Source organism: Allobosea sp. LjRoot237 (genome assembly GCF_964253285.1).
Classification (GTDB): domain Bacteria; phylum Pseudomonadota; class Alphaproteobacteria; order Rhizobiales; family Beijerinckiaceae; genus Allobosea.
The window spans coordinates 1627584-1647183 of sequence record NZ_CAXUQP020000001.1 but is presented as its reverse complement, the minus strand read 5'-3'; the positions used below and the strand labels follow the sequence as shown (position 1 = coordinate 1647183).

General features: G+C 66.4%; 18 protein-coding genes. 14 read left to right on the top strand and 4 right to left on the bottom strand.

Going from position 1 to position 19600, the window contains the following annotated elements:
* Positions 1–82: 82 nt before the first annotated feature.
* On the top strand, positions 83–556 hold the full coding sequence (locus tag ACSQ24_RS07970) for an ester cyclase (protein ID WP_436094167.1): 474 nt from the start codon (positions 83–85) through the stop codon (positions 554–556).
* Between the two features lie 11 nt (positions 557–567).
* Here ACSQ24_RS07970 and ACSQ24_RS07965 read toward each other — a convergent pair whose 3' ends face one another.
* Together ACSQ24_RS07965 and ACSQ24_RS07960 are read right to left on the bottom strand one after the other, a co-directional pair.
* Positions 568–987: a DUF1330 domain-containing protein gene (locus ACSQ24_RS07965; protein WP_436094166.1), complete on the bottom strand. Its 420-nt coding sequence runs from the start codon at positions 985–987 to the stop codon at positions 568–570.
* An 11-nt stretch (positions 988–998) separates the two neighbouring features.
* Positions 999–1820: a crotonase/enoyl-CoA hydratase family protein gene (locus ACSQ24_RS07960; protein ID WP_436094165.1), complete on the bottom strand. Its 822-nt coding sequence runs from the start codon at positions 1818–1820 to the stop codon at positions 999–1001.
* A gap of 86 nt (positions 1821–1906) precedes the next feature.
* On the opposite strand from ACSQ24_RS07960, the gene ACSQ24_RS07955 reads away from it, so the two are divergent.
* Both ACSQ24_RS07955 and ACSQ24_RS07950 read left to right on the top strand, forming a co-directional pair.
* Positions 1907–2494, top strand: coding sequence for a TetR/AcrR family transcriptional regulator (locus ACSQ24_RS07955; RefSeq protein ID WP_436094164.1), 588 nt, complete (start codon positions 1907–1909; stop codon positions 2492–2494).
* A 31-nt stretch (positions 2495–2525) separates the two neighbouring features.
* Complete coding sequence (locus ACSQ24_RS07950) at positions 2526–2990, top strand: hypothetical protein (protein ID WP_436094163.1); 465 nt, start codon at positions 2526–2528, stop codon at positions 2988–2990.
* A gap of 33 nt (positions 2991–3023) precedes the next feature.
* Here the strand turns inward: ACSQ24_RS07950 and ACSQ24_RS07945 are convergent, their stop codons facing one another.
* Complete coding sequence (locus tag ACSQ24_RS07945; protein WP_436094162.1) at positions 3024–3539, bottom strand: hypothetical protein; 516 nt, start codon at positions 3537–3539, stop codon at positions 3024–3026.
* Positions 3540–3815: 276 nt separating this feature from the next.
* Between ACSQ24_RS07945 and ACSQ24_RS07940 the strand changes: the two genes are divergently transcribed.
* From ACSQ24_RS07940 to ACSQ24_RS07895, 10 genes are all read left to right on the top strand, one after another.
* Positions 3816–4766, top strand: a complete 951-nt coding sequence (locus ACSQ24_RS07940) for a LysR family transcriptional regulator (protein WP_436094161.1) — start codon at positions 3816–3818, stop codon at positions 4764–4766.
* 356 nt (positions 4767–5122) lie between these two features.
* Entirely contained in the window at positions 5123–5560 is a 438-nt protein-coding gene (locus tag ACSQ24_RS07935) for a hypothetical protein (RefSeq protein WP_436094160.1), read from the top strand.
* Entirely contained in the window at positions 5560–9585 is a 4026-nt protein-coding gene (locus tag ACSQ24_RS07930) for a YadA-like family protein (RefSeq protein ID WP_436094159.1), read from the top strand. The genes ACSQ24_RS07935 and ACSQ24_RS07930 overlap by 1 nt, the downstream gene beginning before the upstream one ends.
* Positions 9586–9625: 40 nt before the next feature.
* Positions 9626–10171 (top strand): invasion associated locus B family protein, encoded by a 546-nt coding sequence (locus ACSQ24_RS07925; protein ID WP_436097846.1) that lies wholly within the window; start codon positions 9626–9628, stop codon positions 10169–10171.
* Between the two features lie 13 nt (positions 10172–10184).
* The gene (locus ACSQ24_RS07920) at positions 10185–10865 is read left to right on the top strand and encodes a hypothetical protein (RefSeq protein WP_436094158.1); all 681 of its coding nucleotides are present in this window, start codon (positions 10185–10187) and stop codon (positions 10863–10865) included.
* Positions 10866–10874: 9 nt separating this feature from the next.
* Positions 10875–11348 carry a DUF4189 domain-containing protein gene (locus tag ACSQ24_RS07915; protein ID WP_436094157.1) on the top strand — a complete coding sequence of 158 codons (474 nt, stop codon included), beginning with the start codon at positions 10875–10877 and terminating at the stop codon, positions 11346–11348.
* Positions 11349–11526: 178 nt separating this feature from the next.
* The gene (gene recA / locus ACSQ24_RS07910; protein ID WP_282568159.1) at positions 11527–12612 is read left to right on the top strand and encodes a recombinase RecA; all 1086 of its coding nucleotides are present in this window, start codon (positions 11527–11529) and stop codon (positions 12610–12612) included.
* Positions 12613–12797: 185 nt separating this feature from the next.
* Positions 12798–15449 (top strand): alanine--tRNA ligase, encoded by a 2652-nt coding sequence (gene alaS, locus ACSQ24_RS07905; protein ID WP_436097845.1) that lies wholly within the window; start codon positions 12798–12800, stop codon positions 15447–15449.
* Positions 15450–15456: 7 nt separating this feature from the next.
* Positions 15457–16614, top strand: coding sequence for a cyclic nucleotide-gated ion channel (locus ACSQ24_RS07900; protein WP_436094156.1), 1158 nt, complete (start codon positions 15457–15459; stop codon positions 16612–16614).
* Positions 16615–16745: 131 nt separating this feature from the next.
* On the top strand, positions 16746–17240 hold the full coding sequence (locus tag ACSQ24_RS07895; protein WP_436094155.1) for a hypothetical protein: 495 nt from the start codon (positions 16746–16748) through the stop codon (positions 17238–17240).
* 223 nt (positions 17241–17463) lie between these two features.
* On the opposite strand, the gene ACSQ24_RS07890 is transcribed toward ACSQ24_RS07895, so the two are convergent.
* Positions 17464–18339, bottom strand: a complete 876-nt coding sequence (locus ACSQ24_RS07890) for a LysR substrate-binding domain-containing protein (protein ID WP_436097844.1) — start codon at positions 18337–18339, stop codon at positions 17464–17466.
* An 83-nt stretch (positions 18340–18422) separates the two neighbouring features.
* On the opposite strand from ACSQ24_RS07890, the gene ACSQ24_RS07885 reads away from it, so the two are divergent.
* Positions 18423–19496: an alkene reductase gene (locus tag ACSQ24_RS07885; RefSeq protein ID WP_436094154.1), complete on the top strand. Its 1074-nt coding sequence runs from the start codon at positions 18423–18425 to the stop codon at positions 19494–19496.
* Positions 19497–19600 lie beyond the last annotated feature (104 nt).

Sequence of the window (19600 nt, the reverse complement as noted above, 5' to 3'; positions counted from 1 at the left end):
TGCCCAATGACGGTCTGCGACATTTGATGTCTCACTCGGCACGCTCCTGGCGGAGTTTGCGACATTCGAAGGAGAGCCGAGCATGACTGAGATGCCGCAGGGCCGGGACGCACCGCAGGACGAACCTGCGCTCGCCTTCGACGGCGTCACGCTCTCGCCGCAGAAGGAAATCGTCAGGGTCTTCTACAAGGAGATGTGGGACCACGCCGACAAGTCGCTGATCCCGCGGATCTTCCACGAGGACTTCACCTTTCGCGGCTCGCTCGGCCCGGTCCTGCGCGGCCATCGCGAATTCGCGGGCTATGTCGACTGGGTCACCGGCGCGCTCGGCAGCTACACCTCCGACATCCTGGCAATCGTCGAGGAAGGCGACCGCGTCTTCGGCCGGCTGCGCTTCCACGGTTTCCACCGCCGCGAGATGTTCGGGGTGCCACCAACAGGCCGCCATGTCTGGTGGCATGGCGCGCCAGCCTTCACCTTCGAGGACGGCCTCGTCCGCGACCTCTTCGTGCTCGGCGACATCCATGGCCTGATCGGGCGCCTGCGGCAGGGCTGAGCAGCCCTGCCCTATTCGGCGAAGGTCACGCCCGCCTCCGCCGGCGCCAACCGGATCAGGCGACAATCCTTCACCGCCGCCTGTCGGTGCAGCATCGCCTCGCGATAGACAGGATCGCGGAAGAGGCTAGCGAAGGCCTCGACGCTGGGATATTCGGCGATGAAGCAGATGTCCCAGCGCTCGTCCTCCGGGCCGATCAGCATCTGCTCGAAGCCGCCGCGCCAGATGATGCGCCCGCCGAGCCGCGCCAGCACCGGCGCGCTGATCCGGCCATAGTTCGCGAAGGCTTGAGTTCCACCGCCATGAGGCCCGTCCGGATACTGCGCCTCGGCATTGAGCCGGATCAGGTTCAGCATTTGCACCGGGCCCGGCCGGTCGTCGGCACGGAAGGCAGCGAAAGCCTCGCGGCTGAAGCTCGTATGATCGCTCATCTGTGCCCCCCTCAGCCCGCCTTGGCGACCAGCGACCAGCCGCCGGAATAGACCGGCTGGCGCCGCGCCATCCAGGCGTCGAGGCCCTCGCGCAGATCGGCCGTCGGCGCGACGCGGGCGAACTGCTCGCTCTCGATCAGCAATCCCTCGGCGATGCTGGCGTTGATGCCGCGCGTCACCGCCATGAGGATGCTCGCCGCCGCCAGCGGCGAATGCCTGATGATGCGCTGAGCCAGCGCCTGCGCCGCCGGCAGCAACTCCTCATGCGGCACCACCGCGTTGATCAGCCCCAACTCGAGCGCCCGCTGCGGCGTGAACGGATCGCCGGTCAGGAGCAGCTCCAGCGCGCGCTTGCGCCCGGCGAGCCGCGGCAGACGCTGCGTCCCGCCGAAGGTCGGCGGCATGCCGAGATTGATCTCCGGCTTGGCGAACATCGCACGCTCGCTGGCGATGGCGAGCGGCACCGCTTCGGTGACCTCGCAGCCGCCGCCATAGGCGAGCCCGTTCACCGCCGCGATCACCGGCTTGCCGAACGCCTCCAGGCGCGCCGTCAGTGCTTGGCCGCGGCGGACGAAATCGCGCACCGCCTGCTCCGGCCCGGCCGCGACGCTCTGCGAGAACTCGTGGATGTCGCCGCCGGCCGAAAAGGCGCGCTCGCCGGCGCCGGTCAGGATCACCGCGCGGATCGACGGGTCGACCTCGATCCGGTCGAGGATTTCGAGCAGGCGGTCGATCAGCCCGTAGCTCAGCGCATTCAGCTTCTCGGGGCGGTTCAGCGTCAGCGTCGCGATCGCCTCGCGCTGTTGAATCAGGATGAGATCATTGTCGGGCATCGCCTTGGCTTTCTTCCGCTTTCAGATAGCGGAAGGCTGCGCTCCAAGCTTGACGATGTATACTACCTGTACGGTATACATGAGGCATGGCCGAACCCGACAGCCCGACCCGCAAGCGCATCATCGACGCCGCCAGCAAGCTCTTCTATGGCGAGGGCATCCGCGCCGTCAGCGTCGACGCGGTGGCCGAGAAGGCAGGCGTCACCAAGCGCACGCTCTACTACCACTTCGAGAGCAAGGACGAGCTCGTCGCCGCCTATCTCGAGGCGCGTGACCAGCCCAATCTCAAGCTGATGGCCGGCTGGTTCGACAAGGCCGAGGGCGGGCTGCCGCAGAAGGTCGAGGCGATCTTCCAGAACCTCGCGCGCGCGGCCCGGCATCCGCGCTGGAAGGGCTGCGGCTTCCTGCGCACCGCCGCCGAGCTCGCCAACCTGCCCGGCCATCCCGCCATCAAGATCGGCGCGCGCCACAAGGCCGGTTTCGAGCGCTGGCTCGCCGGCGCCTGCGCCGATCGCGGTGCCGCCGCGCCAGATGAGCTCGCTCGGCAGGTCGTGCTGCTGATGGACGGCGCCTTTTCGGTCATGCTCGTCCACCGCGACCCGGCCTATGTCGAGGCCGCCGGGCGCGCTGCCGCGACCCTCGCTGCCGGTTCCTGTCGGGGCCAGCTCGTTTGATCGGCGCCGGGCGGCTCTCTATCCTGCGCCGATGACACCACGGCCCGTTCTCGCCTACACGCTGCTGCTTCTCGTGCAGACCGCCTGCGCGCTGGTGATCCTCTTCTACATCCACGCCATCTTCCGCATCCTGGTCGCGCATATCGGCGAGCAGCAGTCGCTGCCGAGCGAGATTCTGGCGCAGGTGATCGTGGCGGCGCTGCTAGGCCAGTTTTGTTATTGGACCCGCCTGTATCGGCTGCCGGTGCCGCGGGGCTTCCGCAATCTGGCCTTGGGGCATCTGCTGGCTTTCGCCGCCCGCCTCGGCGCAATCGGCGGCGGCGCGCTGGCCTCGATCTACTTCCTGCGTCATCTGCCTGAGCTGACGAAGCTCGCCGATAGCTTCACCCTGGTCTGGCGCTCCGGCCTGCTCCTCGCGATCGTGTTCGCGCTCTATTGCTACACGCTGGAGCTGGAGCGGCTCGCCGCCGCCTGGCAGGCCGAGCCGGAGGAATGACGTCCTTCTGTCGGCGCTGCGAGCCCGGATTCGTCAGGCACGCAAGCTTGCGAGCCAGAGCCTGAAGCTCCGCAAACGCTCCCGCCCCGCCTGCCCGAGCACAACTGCCCGTCGCCATGCCGCGCTCGCCTTGATCCGGCCGATCACCGCCTGCCGGATCGCGTCGATCCAGCCCATGATCCGCGCGAACCAGGGGATGGTGAGGAGCTGCGCCCGCCCGGCATGGTAGACGCGCTCGACCAAGAGGAAGCCGGCGAGATGGCCGATCGCCGTCGTGACGATACCCGCCGTGAATGCTCCGCGCGCCAGGAACAGCAGGCCGAGCAGCTTCAGCGGCTCGACGATGGCGAAGGGAATCGCAAGGGCGACCAGCGCGCCATAGGGCGGCAATCGCCCGATCGCTTCTTCACACCGCGCCACCAGCCGGAGCGAGGCGAACCGGGCGATCAGCGGCCGATAGAGCGGCCGCACCAACTCGTCGAGCAGGATGACGAGCCCGACGATGAGATCGAGCGGGATCAGGAGCAGCCGGATCAGGGATCTGTGCATCACGCTCCTCGGGCCGATCGCATTCGCGCCTCAGATCTACAACCAGCGCGTTCAAGCGAACGTCCTGCCGTCGAATTGCGGCCATCCCTGCCGCATATCCCCAGAAAAATTTCAAACGTTTTAACCACCTGAGCGGTCCGCCGGCATCACCGATTGACAGTCACCTAACGTCATCACGCCTCATGAAGGCAATGGCGAGGGCTGCCCGCCATCAGGATTCGCGACACCTGATTTTCGGTGGAAAACCGGGCTGTTGCATGGCTATCGGAGCACCCGGTGATTCCAAAATTGGTGGGTTCGACCACGCTACGCTACTTCTCCGAAGTGGCCGAGCGTGGCTCCTTTCGCGCTGCGGCGGAATCCCTGCACATCGCAGCGTCGGCGATCAACCGGCAGGTCAGCAATCTCGAGACCGATCTCGGCGTGAAGCTGTTCGAGCGGGCGCGCGGCCGAGCCGGGCTGCAACTGACGGAAGCGGGACGCATCCTGCAGTTCCGCCTGCGTTCGGCGATCGATGAACTGCGCATCGCAAATGATGAGATCATGGCGCTGCAGGGTCTGGGGCGCGGGCATGTGACGGTCGGCTTCAACGACGTCGTCGTCAATGCCATTTTGCCGGACGCAATCAAGAGTTTTCACCAGGCCCATCCGAATATAACCTTCGGGGTTAAGGTCGACAGCACGCGTGGGCTGGTTTCGCGTCTGAAGGACGGCGACATCGATTTTGCCGTTGCCTATAATTTCTCTCCGGATGCGGAGCTGTCATACATGGAGAGCATCTCTCTCAAGATGTATATGATCGCCTCCCCTGATCATCCCCTTGCGGCACGAGCCTCCGTCGCGCTGTCAGACCTCGGCGGACACAATTTCATCGTGCCGGACGGGGCGGGACTTATACGGCAAGTATTCGATATTGCTTTCGGTGGCTCCAATGCGCCGATCAATCAGGTTGTCCAGACGAACTCCTTCGAGCTGATCCATTCGCTCGTGGAATGCGGAGTCGGGGTCAGCATCGTGACCGGGCGAGAGCAGAAAGAGGATCGGGCGCGACTGGCCCATGTCGAGGTCGACGATGCCCTGCTTTCGCAGAATGTGCTCGCCTGCTGCAAATCGCCCGACCGCAACCTGTCACCGGCCGCGACGGCGTTCGCCGGCGTCATCTGTGACGCCTTGAGAGCATTCGGACAGCGTGAAGCCCGCGCCGGCAGAGCCGGAGACGGAGCGTAGAGCCCGATCCGCGAGGCGATTCGCGGAATGCCGGGGATTCCGGATCCTGAGGCCGGAACGGCGCGACGCGCCCAGTCGCCTGTCCGAACTCTCAAGCAACGCGACCCGTCATGAGCCGCCGACATGCCCTCCAATCAAGTAGTGCATGGCAAGCACCTCGACGGCCAACGTTTGCCGAATTTCTGAGCACAATCCGCGCTTCCGGACTCAATACATGCGTCTGGCCACGCTTCTGCCCTCAATGCGCTAATTCCGTGTCTTCAAAGAGGCAAAATCGGTGCTTTACCTGGGCGTGCAACCATAGGTACTCATCAAGCTGCACTAATAAGCTTCTGACGCGGCGGTCGACTTGACGTATGAGCAAGACAATTACTGAATTTGAATTAATTTGCTCGAAGGCCGACGCCGCATGGGCGGCTATACAGAGTCAATATGTTGACCGGCTGACCACGGCGGAGATCGATTTTCTGTTCTCCCGCCTCGTCCTCGGCCTGACCTCTCCCTTCTATGCCGAGCGCGAGCCGGCTCTTCATTTCACGGCCTGCAGCGCCGTCATCGGGCGGAAGCTGCCGCCCGAGCGCGTTCATGCAGCCTTGCATGCCGTTCCCGAACCCAGCCAGCCATGGGTCGAAAGAGCCTTCGGCCTGGCGGAGGAGCACGGAACCAAAATCGCAATGACGCTGATCGAACAGCGCGACCGAACCAATCACGCAGAAACCACCGATCACACAGACGCCAAAGCCGATGCGGCACATCGAGAGCTTTCGAGCGGGGCTAAGGAGCAAGTGGGCTGATGACTGACTGCACTGACATGCGCGCGCAGGGTAGGTTCCGTGGCGGCTTCGCCGGCAATTGGGTTTCAGGCGGCGACAGCCGCTCGCTGCGCCGCCGGCTGATGGCGGTGCTGCGCATGGCCCACCGCGTGCTCGGCGTCAGTCGCAAGGGCATGGGCCTCGGGACACTGGGTGTCGGCGGCGGCCTGCGTTCGGCCGGCGCGATCGGCGGCCTGGCTGTGCTCGCCGCGCTCGGCCTCTCCACGCCAGCGCAGGCGCAATACCAGGCTGGCGGCGGTTCGGCGACAGGCGGCAACGCCGTCGCCATCGGTAACGGTGCCACCACGAATGGCGCCAACAGCGTGGCGTTGGGCACCTCCAACAGCGCAACGGGCAACGCTACGATCGCCATCGGCTATTCGATGAGTGTCAATGGCCTCAATTCCATAGGCATCGGTGTCTTCGCAGGCGCGAACGGCGTCAACGCGCTCGCCATAGGCGGGAACGCCCAAGCCACTGCGGACGGAGCAAGCTCCATTGGCGTCAACTCGGTTGCCGCCGCAGGCGCGGCCGCCTTTGGCCTGAATGCGCGTGCCGACGGAACGAACTCGACGGCGATCGGCTATGTTACCCGGGCGACCGGGCTGCGCGCCACCGCGCTCGGATTTGGGGCAACAGCGTCCGGACTGGATTCGCTTGCCCAAGGCAATAGCGCCGTCGCAAGCCAGCAGAATTCCATCGCCATCGGCTTCCAAGCGACCGCGACCGCGATCAACGCCGTCAATCTCGGCAACCGCACTGTTGCGGGAGGGGGCGCCCTTCAACAGGGCGCCATCGCCATCGGCACGGACGTGACGGCAAACGCGGTCGACGCCACTGCGATAGGACGCGCGAGCCAGTCGACCGGGGTTAATGCCGTGTCGATAGGTATCGCGGCCAACGCATCGGCCGCTGGTGCCTACGCGCTCGGCAGCAACACCGTGGCGTCGGGGATCAATTCCGTCGCACTTGGCAACTCCGCCGATGCGACCGGTGCTGCAGCGATGGCGTTCGGCGTGAGGGCCCAGGCAAGCGGCGGCCTTACGATCGCCATAGGCCAGGACGCAACGGCCACGGTCAGCAGCGCGATTGCGCTGGGCACCAGCGCGGTCGCAAACAACACCAACTCTGTCGCGCTCGGCGCCGCTACCCAGGCCACGGGTGCCGGCTCAGTCGCTCTGGGCACCTTCAGCGTTGCTTCGGGAGCGAACTCCGCTGCGGTCGGCAACGCCACGGCCAGTGGCGACCGTTCGTTCGCCGGCGGCCGTGTTGCCAACGCCACCGGCACCGATTCTTCCGCCGTTGGTTTCAACTCCAGCGCCGGAGGGATTAGCTCATCAGCGTTCGGCACCGTCGCCAATGCCTCGGCAGATTTTGCCACGGCAGTCGGTAATCAGGCCGTGGCGAGTGGCTTCGGTTCTCTTGCGGCAGGTTCGGGAGCGCAGAGCACGGGCGTCTCCTCCGTGGCGCTCGGCAACAATGCTACCGCGAGCGGCCAGAATGCGATCGCGGCCGGACTCGGCTCCGTCGCCAGCTCCGTCGACGCCGTCGCCATCGGCACCGCCGCAAACGCAAGCGGGGGCAAGGCTGTCGCGATCGGCGCCGGCAATGTCGCTTATGGCGACGGGGCGGTCGCGATCGGCGATCCGAGCTTCGCCAGCGGCACCGGCGCCTTCACCGGCGGCGCGAACAACATCGCCAATGCCGACGGCACGGCGAGCGCCAATGCGGGCAATGCGGCCAATGGCGCGGTCGCCATCGGCAACAACAACGTCGCGATCGGCCAGGGCTCGGTCGCGCTCGGCAACTTCAGCCGCGCCGGCGCTGCGGGCGCGCTCGCCTTCGGCGACACCGCCGTCGCCAACAATGCCGGCGACGTCGCCCTGGGCTCGGGTTCGACGACCGCGGTCGCGGTGGGTACCGCCAATGCCGTCATCAACGGCACGACCTATACCTTCGCCGGCACGGCCACGCCAACCTCGACGGTGAGCGTCGGCGCAGCGGGTGCCGAGCGCACCATCACCAATGTCGCACCGGGCCGGATCAGCGGCTCCTCGACCGACGCGATCAACGGCTCGCAGCTGTTCGCGACCAACCAGGCGGTCGATGCCATCGGCGTCACCGTCAACAACATCACCACCGGCGCCGGCATCAAGTATTTCCACGCCAATTCGGTCCTGCCGGATTCGCAGGCCCTGGGGACGGATTCCGTCGCCATCGGCCCGGCCGCGATCGCCAACAACGCCGGGGACGTCGCCATCGGCAATGGTTCGGTGTCGGGCACGACGACGGCGGTGGGGGGCACGACGATCGGCGGCACGGCCTACACCTTCGCGGGTGCGAACCCGGCTGGCGGCGCCTTCTCGGTCGGCTCGGCCGGCGCCGAGCGCCAGATCCAGAACGTCGCGGCCGGGCAGCTCACAGCCGGATCGACCGACGCGGTGAACGGCTCGCAGCTCTTTGCGACCAACCAGCAGGTCACGCTGAACACGACCAACCTCACCACGCTCGGCACGACGGTCAACAACATCGCCGGCAATGTCTCGACCGCCTACACCGACGCCAACGGTGATGGCATCCGCTATGTGCGCACCAACGACCGGACCCTTGCGATCGCCGATTCCTTCGCCCAGGGGATCGCGGCCACGGCCGTCGGCTACCAGGCGATCGCCGCCGCTGACAATTCGCTGGCGCTCGGCCGCGACAGCCAGGCCACCATCCTGGGCAGCATCGCGCTCGGCTCCGGCTCGGTCACCGATCGCGCTCTGGCGCCGACGTCCGGCACGATTACGGTGGGAACCAATCTCATCCCCTACAATACCACCGACAAGACGTTGCTTGGCGCCGTTTCGGTGGGCAATCTCACATCCTTCCGCCAGATCACCAACGTGGCTGACGGAACGGAGGACCAGGACGCCGTCACGCTTCGGCAGTTGAAGGGCGCCATGAGCTCCTTCTCGGTGACGCCGATCCAGTACTTCCACGCCAACTCGACCGCTTCGGACTCGTTGGCGGTCGGAGTCGACTCGGTGGCGGTCGGCCCGCGCACGACGGTCAATGGCGACAACGGCATCGGCATGGGCAACGGCGCCATCGTGCAGATGACCGCGCCCGGCGGCATCGCCATCGGCCAGAACGCGACGGTCAATCTGGCGGACGGAGTCGCGCTCGGCACCAACTCGACCGCGAACGGCATCCAAGCGCTCGCCCTCGGCCCCGGCGCCACGGCTAGCCACGCCGGCAGCGTCGCGCTCGGCGCCGGCTCCGCGACGGACGCGACGGTCGCAACCACGGGCGTCACGATCCGCGGCACGGTCTACAACTTCGCCGGCGCCGCCCCGGTGGGCACCGTGAGCATCGGCAATGTGGGCGCGGAGAGGACGCTGACGAACGTCGCCGCCGGACGCATCTCGGCGGCCAGCACCGATGCGATCAACGGCTCGCAGCTCTACGCGACCAACCAGGCGCTGGAAAGCATGCAAGGCGGCATCGGCGCGATCAACAACACCGCCGTCTTCTATGACCTCAACGTCGATGGCAGCAAGAAGAACAGCCTGACCCTGCAGGGCGGCGACCCCAATGCGCCGGTCGTCATCTCCAACGTCGCCGAAGGCGTGAGAGGGACCGACGCCGTCAACGTCAACCAGCTCAACCGGGGCATCACCGAGGCCAAGGCCTATACGGACAGCCAGATCGCAAACATCGTCGATGCCGGCAGGGCCTATACCGACCAGAAGTTCGGACAACTGAACCAGGAGATTCGCGCAGCGCGCCAGGAGGCGAGGCAGGCCGCTGCGGTCGGGCTTGCGGCGGCGTCGCTCCGCTTCGACGATCGTCCCGGCAAGCTCAGCGTGGCGGCTGGTGGCGGCGTCTGGCGAAACGAGGGCGCGTTCGCCTTCGGCGCCGGCTACACCAGCGAGAACGGCCGCGTCCGCGCCAACCTGACCGGCGCGACCAGCGGTGGCGAATGGGGCGTCGGCGCCGGTGTCAGCGTCACGCTGAACTGAGAACGGCATGACTGGCAAGCGAGCCGCATCGGCAGCGTCCATGGTCATGGCTTGCTTGCTCCTGTCCGGCCAGAACTCGGCCGGACAGGCGCCGCCGGGTTCCGACTACAGGATCAAGCCCTCCGACGTGGCATTGCCGCCCAACGCGAAGCTGGGGAGCTATCGCCGGATCACCCAACCCTTCGAGAACTGGACGCTGATCTGCGACGAGAACCTGCAGGCGCGGCAGAAGGTCTGCAACGTGACCCAGACCATCGAGGACGCTGCCGGCCGCCTGGCCTTCAGCTGGTCGCTCGCGGCCTCGAAGGACGGCAAGCCCTACATGATCCTGCGCACCGCGCCGGATGCGAAATACCCCGGCCCGATATCGCTGAGACTCCAAGGCCAACCCAATCCGGTCAAGGTCCAGCTCGACGGCTGCAACGCCACGGTCTGCGTCGGGATGCTTCCCGTCGGGCCGGTCCTGCGCGAGCAGATCTCCAAGAGCGCGACCCCGGAGGTCTCCTACGAGACGAGCGGCGGCAAGACCGTGACCCTGGCCGCCACCCTCAAGGGGCTCTCGAAAGCGGTCGAGGCGATCAGATGAACAGGCGAGACCGATGAACCAGCAATCCATCCATGATCGGATCATGTCGCGGCAGGAGGGCCATTCGGCCCGGCCAGGCCGTGGCGACGACCGCACCGCGTCCAACCGCAACTGGACCCGGATCGCGATCTATTCGGCGATCGGCATCGTTGCCCTGGGCGGGCTCGCCTACGGCTCGATGAATTACGCCACGATCCGAAACCTCGTCTCGCAACCGGCGATCGCGGAAACGAACAAGACCGACCCGTCCCGCCCCGAAACGCCCTTCCTGCAGCACGCCAGGCAGGCGGGCCTGAAGAGCTGCTCCACCGTGTTCCCGGTTCTCGGAGAGCTGCTGACGAATGGCGCGAAATACGACGTCCAGTCGTCGTGGAACAACGAAGCTGCCGATCGTCATGCCGTGCAGGCCCTGGTCGGCATGAGCTACACCGCCCAGAACTATAGCGGACCGGCCGCCGGCGTCGTCTTCGCCGCACCGACGCAATCGACCTGCGAAGGCACCATGGTGCGGGTGGCGCCATTCTCCACCCCGTGCAGCGAGATTCCGGCCATTCTCCCGCAAGGCAGCAAACTGGCCAGCAATCTCGGCCAGATCGCCGTCTACGCCGTCGCCAATAATGGCGGCAACGCGCTGCTTCTCCCGACGGGAAGTGGCTGCGTCGTCGTTTCCGTAGCCTCGGCCGCCAGACGATAAGGAGCCAAGATGAAACTCCGCTCTGCCATTGCAGCCATTGCCGTGCTTGTCGCCTGCGCGAGTCAGCTCGGCGCAGCCGATCTGGCGCCGGCTCGAAAATCGCCTCCGCCCGCGACGAAGGAAAGCGGCATCTGGGCGGCGATCGCCTATTCGAGCGCCGACCAGAAGCACGGCTTCTTCTGGGGCGCCGACAAGCGGAAAGAGGCGGCGGACATCGCCCTCGAGCATTGCCGGCGGGCTGGCGGCGACGCATGCGTCGTCGTGAGCGTCTTCCGCAATCATCGCCATTGGGACGATGATGACCGCACCGGCTTCCCGTACCATCACTGCGGCGCGCTCGCCGTGGCCAAGGACAAGAGCGACCGCATGACGCCCTGGAGCGCAAAGGCTGCGCCGACGCGCCAGGAGGCCGAGGATCAGGCCGTGCAGGCCTGCGAGCGGACAGGCACGCAATGCGCAGTGCGCGAATGGGTCTGCACCTGACGCGTCGGCTTGAAGGACGAGCTGGAGCGCGGCCGCCGACCGGCCCGCTCCTACGATTTTAGCTATACCCCAATGAGAACAAAAAAAGAACTTGCGGGAGAGAACAAACCATGACCATAGTCCTCGCCATGGCGCGGATTGAGATGTGGTCGCGCCCCTGCCATAAGGAGCGCACGTCGTGAATCAGGCGAATCTCAGGCTCGTGGAAGGCTCTTCGATGGACAAGGCCAAGGCGCTCGACGCGGCGCTCTCGCAGATCGAACGGGCTTTCGGCAAGGGCTCGATCATGCGCCTGGGCAAGAACCAGCAGGCGATCGAGATCGAGACGGTCTCGACCGGCTCGCTCGGCCTCGACATCGCGCTCGGCGTCGGCGGCCTGCCGAGGGGCCGCGTCGTCGAGATCTACGGGCCTGAATCCTCCGGCAAGACCACGCTCGCGCTCCACACCATTGCGGAAGCTCAGAAGAAGGGCGGCGTCTGCGCCTTCGTCGATGCCGAGCATGCGCTCGATCCGGTCTATGCCCGCAAGCTCGGCGTCAATCTCGACGATCTCCTGATCTCCCAGCCCGACACTGGCGAACAGGCGCTCGAAATCACCGACACGCTGGTCCGCTCCGGCGCGATCGACGTGCTGGTCATCGACTCCGTCGCCGCCCTGACACCGCGCGCCGAGATCGAGGGCGAGATGGGCGACAACCAGCCCGGTCTCCAGGCCCGCCTGATGAGCCAGGCGCTGCGCAAGCTCACCGCCTCGATCTCGCGCTCGAACTGCATGGTCATCTTCATCAACCAGATCCGCATGAAGATCGGCGTGATGTACGGCTCGCCCGAGACCACCACCGGCGGCAATGCGCTGAAATTCTACGCCTCGGTGCGCCTCGACATCCGCCGCGTCTCGACGCTGAAGGAGCGCGACGAGGCGACCGGCAACCAGGTCCGCGTCAAGGTCGTCAAGAACAAGGTCGCGCCGCCCTTCAAGCAGGTCGAATTCGACATCATGTTCGGCGAGGGCATCTCGAAGGCCGGCGAGCTGGTCGATCTCGGCGTCAAGGCCGGCATCGTCGAGAAGTCCGGCGCCTGGTTCTCCTTCGACAGCCAGCGCCTCGGCCAGGGCCGCGAGAACGCCAAGACCTTCCTCAAGGCCAATCCCGACGTCGCCGCCAAGATCGAGACGACCATCCGCCAGAATTCCGGCCTGGTCGCCGAGCGCATCCTGGAGAACGCCGACCCAACCGCCGAGGATCTCGACGAGGGCGAGGCCTGAGCCTTCAAACCGGGACATAGAGTCATCAAGTCGACGGGCGGCCTTTGGGTCGCCCGTTTCCGTTTTGCGGTCAGCTTCTTGCCGGTACTGCGTCCTTGCGGCGCTTTCTGGACAGGCGCACATGCGCTGACTAGAACCACTGCGCCGGGCCGGCCGGCCCCACCATGAACAGAGCCAAGATTGCGATGAGCGGCGTCAACGAGATCAGGTCGACCTTCCTCGATTACTTCAAGAAGAACGGCCACGAGGTGGTGCCGTCGAGCCCGCTCGTGCCGCGCAACGACCCGACCTTGATGTTCGCCAATTCCGGCATGGTGCAGTTCAAGAACGTCTTCACCGGCCAGGAGAAGCGGCCCTATGCACGTGCCACCACCGCGCAGAAATGCGTGCGCGCCGGCGGCAAGCACAACGACCTCGACAATGTCGGCTACACCGCCCGCCATCACACCTTCTTCGAGATGCTGGGGAACTTCTCGTTCGGCGACTATTTCAAGGAACAGGCGATCACCCATGCCTGGACCCTGGTCACGCGCGAGTTCGGCCTGCCCAAGGAGAAGCTGACCGTCACGGTCTACTCCGAGGACGATGATGCGCACGCGCTCTGGAAGAAGATCGCCGGCCTGCCGGACTCCCGCATCATCCGCATCTCGACCTCGGATAATTTCTGGCGCATGGGCGACACCGGCCCCTGCGGCCCGTGTTCCGAGATATTCTACGACCATGGCGACCATATCCCCGGTGGCCCCCCGGGCTCGCCCGACGAGGATGGCGACCGCTTCATCGAGATCTGGAACCTCGTCTTCATGCAGTACGAGGAAGCGGCTGGCGGCATCAGGACCGATCTGCCCCGCCCTTCGATCGACACCGGCATGGGGCTGGAGCGCGTCGCCGCCGTGCTCCAGGGCACGCATGACAACTATGCGATCGACCTGTTCGCGACACTGATCCGCACCATCGCCGATCTGACCAATGTCCCCTCCGAAGGGCCGATGAGCGCGAGCCACCGCGTCATCGCCGACCATCTGCGCTGCTCCGCCTTCCTGATCGCCGACGGCGTGCTGCCCTCGAATGAGGGCCGCGGCTATGTACTGCGCCGGATCATGCGCCGCGGCATGCGCCATGCGCAGCTGCTCGGCGCCAAGGATCCGCTGATGCACCAGCTGGTACCGGCGCTGGTTCGCGAGATGGGCCAGGCCTATCCGGAGCTGATCCGGGCCGAGGCGCTGATCGGCGAGACGCTGAAGCTCGAGGAGAGCCGCTTCCGCACCACGCTGGCGCGCGGCCTGTCCATCCTCGATCAGGAAACGCAGGCGCTGGGTTCCGGCGACAAGCTCAAGGGCGACGTCGCCTTCACCCTCTACGACACCTATGGCTTCCCGCTCGACCTGACGCAGGATGCGCTGCGCGCCCGTGGTGTCGGCGTCGACATAGAGGGCTTCGACGCGGCGATGGCGCAGCAGAAGGCCAAGGCGCGCGCTGCCTGGGCCGGCACCGGCGAGGCCGCGACCGAGAAGCTCTGGTTTCCGCTGCGCGAGCGCGTCGGCGCGACCGAATTCCTCGGCTACGATACCGAGAGCGCCGAGGGCGTGGTCACCGCTTTGGTCAAGGACAACGCCGAGGTCACGACGCTGAAGGAAGGCGAGAGCGGCATCGTCATCCTCAATCAGACGCCGTTCTATGGTGAGTCCGGCGGCCAGGTCGGCGATACTGGCACGCTTGTCGGCAACGGCTTCAAGGCTGAGGTGACCGACGTCCAGAAGAAGCTCGGTGACGTCTTCGCCCATCAGGTCAAGGTCGTCTCCGGCGAGATCGGCCTCGGCAAGCCGGCCGAGCTGACGGTCGACCACGGCCGTCGCGGCACCATCCGGGCCAACCATTCGGCCACCCATCTGCTGCACGAGGCGCTGCGGCGCGTGCTGGGCGACCATGTCGCGCAGAAGGGTTCGCAGGTAGCACCCGAGCGCCTGCGCTTCGACTTCAGCCATCCCAAGCCGATCAGCCGCGAGGAGCTGGCGCGGGTCGAGGAGATGGCGAACCGGCTGGTGCTGCAGAACGAGCCCGTCGTCACCAAGCTGATGTCGGTCGATGACGCGATCGCCTCCGGCGCGCGGGCGCTGTTCGGCGAGAAATATGGCGACGAGGTCCGCGTGGTGTCGATGGGCACGGATCGCGATGCCGACACGCCGAAAACCTTCTCGGTCGAGCTTTGCGGCGGCACCCATGCCAGCCGGACGGGTGACATCGGTCTCGTCACCATCCTGTCGGAGTCCGGCGTTGCAGCCGGTGTGCGCCGACTCGAGGCGCTGACCGGCGAGGCGGCGCGCCGTCATCTGCGCGAGGAGAGCGTCGCGCTCGACGAGATGGCCGGGCTGCTGAAGGCCTCGATCGCCGAGCTGCCGGCGCGCGTTGCGACGCTGGTCGAGGAGCGCCGCAAGCTCGAGCGGGAGCTCAGCGAAGCGCGCAAGAAGCTCGCCATGGGCGGTGGCGGCGAAGCGAGCGATCCGATCCGCGAGGTTGCCGGCGCCCGGCTGCTGGCGCGCGCCGTCACCGGTGTCGAGATGAAGGATCTGAAGAGCCTGGTCGATGAGGCAAAGGCCCGCGTCGGCTCCGGCGTCGTCGCCATCGTCGGCGTTGCCGAGGACGGCAAGGCCGGCGTCGTCGTCGGCGTCACGCCGGACCTGACCGAGCGCTTCGACGCGGTCGCTTTGGTGCGCGCCGCCTCCGAGCGCCTCGGCGGCAAGGGCGGCGGCGGCCGCCGCGACATGGCCCAGGCCGGCGGGCCGGACGGCGCCCAGGCGCAGGCCGCGCTTGACGCCGTCGCCGACGCGATGGGCTGAGGCGATCATGGCGCCTGTCCCGCAGCCTGGCATGAGCTGGCGGCGGCGGGCGCATCTGGTCATCGACCGCGGCGCCGGCGACGATCTCTCGGTCAGGCTCGTCCATGGCGGGCTGGTCGCCCTGATCATCATCAATGTCGCCGCGCTGGTGCTGGAATCGGTGCCGAGCCTCGCCGCCGCCTATGGCCGGGCGTTCTACTGGATCGAGCTCGTCTCGGCCGTGCTGTTCACGCTCGAATATGCCGTCCGGCTCTGGGTTGCGCCCGAACATGCACGCTATCGCGACCTGAGCGACTGGGCGGCGCGCCGCGCCTACGCGATGTCGCCGCCGGCGCTGCTCGATTTCCTCGCCACGGTGCCGCTCTACACCGCCCTGCTCGGCTATGGCGACCTCAAGATCCTGCTGCTCTTCCGCCTGCTGCGCTTCTTCAAGCTCGGCCGCTATTCGCCCGGCATGGCTTCGCTCGGCGCGGCGCTGCATGCCGAGCGCAAGGCACTTCTCGCCTGCATCGTTATCCTGATCGGCGTCATGCTGCTCTCGGCGACCGCGATGCACTTCGTCGAGCACGACGTTCAGCCCGAGAAATTCGGCACCATTCCCGATGCGATGTGGTGGGCGATCATCACGCTGACGACGGTTGGCTATGGCGACGTCTACCCGGTGAGCGTCGCCGGCAAGCTCGTCGCCTCACTGACCGCGGTGATGGGGCTCGTCATGCTGGCGCTGCCGGTCGGCATCATCGCCACCGCCTTCGCCCAGGAGATCCACCGCCGCGAATTCGTGGTGACCTGGAGCATGCTGGCGCGAGTACCCCTGTTCAGCGGCCTCGACGCCTCCGAGATCGCCGAGATCATGCATGCGCTACGCGCCCGCACCGTGCGTGGTGGTGGCATCGTGCTCCGCCCGCACGAGCCGGCTCACTCGCTCTATTTCGTCGCCAGCGGCGAGGTCGAGCTCGTCGCGGCCGATGGCAGCCGCTGCCTCGACGAAGGCTGCTATTTCGGCGAGCTCAGCCTCACCGAGATCGCCGCCGTCGAAGGTGGCATTGCAGCCCGCGCGACCGTCGCGACCAAGCTCCTCGTCCTTGATCCTGCCGACTTTCGCCTGCTCATGCTGCGTCAGCCGGAACTGGCCGCCCATCTCCACCGACTTGCCGCAGCATGATGCCGACCCGCCGCACGATCCTCACCCTGCTCTTGTGCGCAGGCGTCCCCGCCTTGGCCCAGCAGCCGCGGCCGCAGCGCCCGCCGCAAGGGCCGAGCCTGTCGGCCCCCCGGACGCTGATGGCCGGGTCCATGGCGACCGCTTTCGTCAGCCGCGCACCGGCCAATGCCCGCCTCGCCATCAGCAGGCCAACCGACCCGCCGGAGGGCGCGATCGTCGCCGCGCCGCTCGGCCAGGTGACGGTGCTGTCGCTGCCGGCGCCGGGGGAAGTCGGCACCTTCGAATTACGGCTGCTCGGCGAGAGCGACGGCAAGCCGGTCATCCTGCTGCGCCAGCCGCTTCTGACGACGCCGCCGAGCGCGACGCTCGCCGCCCCTGCCCGCGTCGCCCGTGGCAATCCCCTGCCGGTGCGTGGCATCGGCCCGAATGGCGACCGCGACCGCGTCGTCCTGGTCAAGCCCGATGCGCCGCCCGAGGGGCAGGGCCCGAATTTCTTTCCGGCCGAGAATGTCGAGAGCACGCTGGAGGCCCCCGCCGAGCCCGGCACCTACGAATTGCGCTATGTGATGGACGCCCCCCTCACCGGCCCGCGCGTGCTGGCCCGCCGCGAGGTCGTGGTCGAATAGTCCTCGAAGCGTTCTCCGGTCTGACTGTGCCGTCATTGCGAGCGCAGCGAAACAATCCAGGGAGGCAGCGCTCGACGACTTCTGGATTGCTTCGTCGCTCCGCTCCTCGCAATGACGGGGCGGGCTTCAGGTCGAGCTGGAGCAGGGCAACGGGACTTGAGGCTCCATTCGGCGGCAACACAATCCCGGTTCCCGTGCGCTGCCGTGAGAACCTCCAACATGTTCAGGCTTCCATCAGCCTGGAGGACAGGAATTCGATGAAGCGCTGGGTCTTGGCTGGAATAAGGCGAGTTTCTGTGACGGCGTGAATGCTGACCGACGACCCCTGCCATTCGGGCAGGATGCGTCGGAGCCGGCCAGCGGCCAAGTCATCGGCGACGATTTTCTCGGCAAGCAAGGCGATGCCCTGATGGTTGACCGCCAGGGCGCGGATCATCCCGACGCTGTTGAGCGTGAAACGGCCGCGAACGCCGACGTCGACCTTGTCCATCCCCTGGTGCAAAGCCCAGCTCGGGCTCCGCGGCATGCAGATGCATTCATGCTCCGCCAGGTCCGCCGGTGTCGCGGGCTCGCCCGACGCTTCGATATAGCCAGGAGACGCATAGAGGTGGCGCGAATGCCGCCCGATAAGGCGCGTGATCAAACTGGAATCGTCCATTTTTCCCATGCGGATCGCCACATCGAACGGCTCAGCCACCAGATCGACACGGCGTGGAGTCAGGTCGAATTCAAATGAAATGCCGGGATAGTGCCGCGCGAAGTCGGCGATGATCGGCGTGAGGTAAAGAATAGCGAAGTCGACCGGAAGCGAAACCCGCAGGACACCGCTCGGCTGCTCGAGCAGCGCGCCGAGCTGTTCGTGCGCAAGCCGTGCCTCGTCGACGATGCGCTTGCTTCGCTCATAGTAGAGCTGACCGGCCTCGGTGAGCTCGATCTTGCGCGTCGTGCGATGCAGCAGTCTCAGGCCGATCGCCTTCTCCAGCTCGCTGACACGCCGCGACAGAGTCGAGTTTGGCATGCCGAGAGCCTCCGCGGCCTTCCGAAAGCTCCTGGCTCTGGCAACCTCCACGAACAGTGCCATGTCGTTCAAATGGCTCAGCTGATTGCTCCATCTATGGAAAGATGATTCCAATTCTGCCAGATTTATCCCGTGACTGGAATGGTGAACAAGGGTTCCAACGAATGGAGAACCCCATGAATCCACTGTTCACCCCGGTCCGCATTGGCCGCTACACACTTCCCAACCGGCTGGTCATGGCGCCCATGACCCGCAGCCGCGCTGCCTTCGACGGCACGCCAGGGGAACTGGCTGCCGAGTATTATGCCCAGCGTGCGGGCCTCGGCCTGATCGTCACCGAAGGCACCCAGCCCTCGGATGACGGACAGGGCTATCTCACCACGCCCGGCATCTACACGCCCGCACATGTCGCGGGCTGGCGAAAAATCACCTCCGCCGTGCACGATAAAGGCGGCCGCATCTTCATCCAGCTCATGCATGCCGGGCGCATGTCGCATCCCGACAACACGCCGCATCATCGCCAGGGCGTTGCACCGTCCGCGATCGCGCCGGGGACGGGCATGTTCACGGCGACCGGGATGCAGGACATTCCCACGCCGCGCGCGCTGACGACCGAAGAAGTGCGTCAGACCGTCGCCGATTTCCGCCACGCAGCCCGCTCAGCGATCGAGGCCGGTGCCGACGGCGTCGAGATTCACGGCGCGAACGCCTACCTCGTCCAGCAGTTCTTCGCGCCGAGTGCCAACACGCGCACGGACGGATATGGCGGCTCCATCGAGAATCGCGCCCGCTTCGCTATCGAGGTCGCCACCGCGATCGCCGAGGAAATCGGCGCGGACCGGACCGCCATCCGACTGTCCCCGGGCACGGCCATGTGGGGAATCGACGAAGGCGCCGAGGGGCCGGATCTCTACCGCCATCTGGTCGCCGAACTCGACAAGCTCAGGCTCGCTTACGTGCACATCATGCACCAGGGCGACGAACCGTTGCTCGCCGACATTCGCAAGCTCTGGCACCAGGCGCTGGTCCTCAACCGGCCGGGTCGTGCGCGCGACCAGATCGGCGCCGACCTGGCTTCGGGATTGGCCGATCTGGAAGCCTATGGCACGATGATCCTTGCCAATCCGGACTTCGTCGGGCGGCTGAAGGCCGATGCAGCGATGAACGAGGCAGACCACAACACCTTCTTCGGTGGCGCCGCGCGAGGCTATATCGATTACCCCGCCCTGAGCGCCTAGGCGATTCCAGCCGTCGTTCCGCTCCAGCGAGCGGGCCGCCTTGAATGGCCGCCATTCTCACAAGGCGCCGCGGATCGGCAGCTTTCCTTGCGCACAGCAGAAGA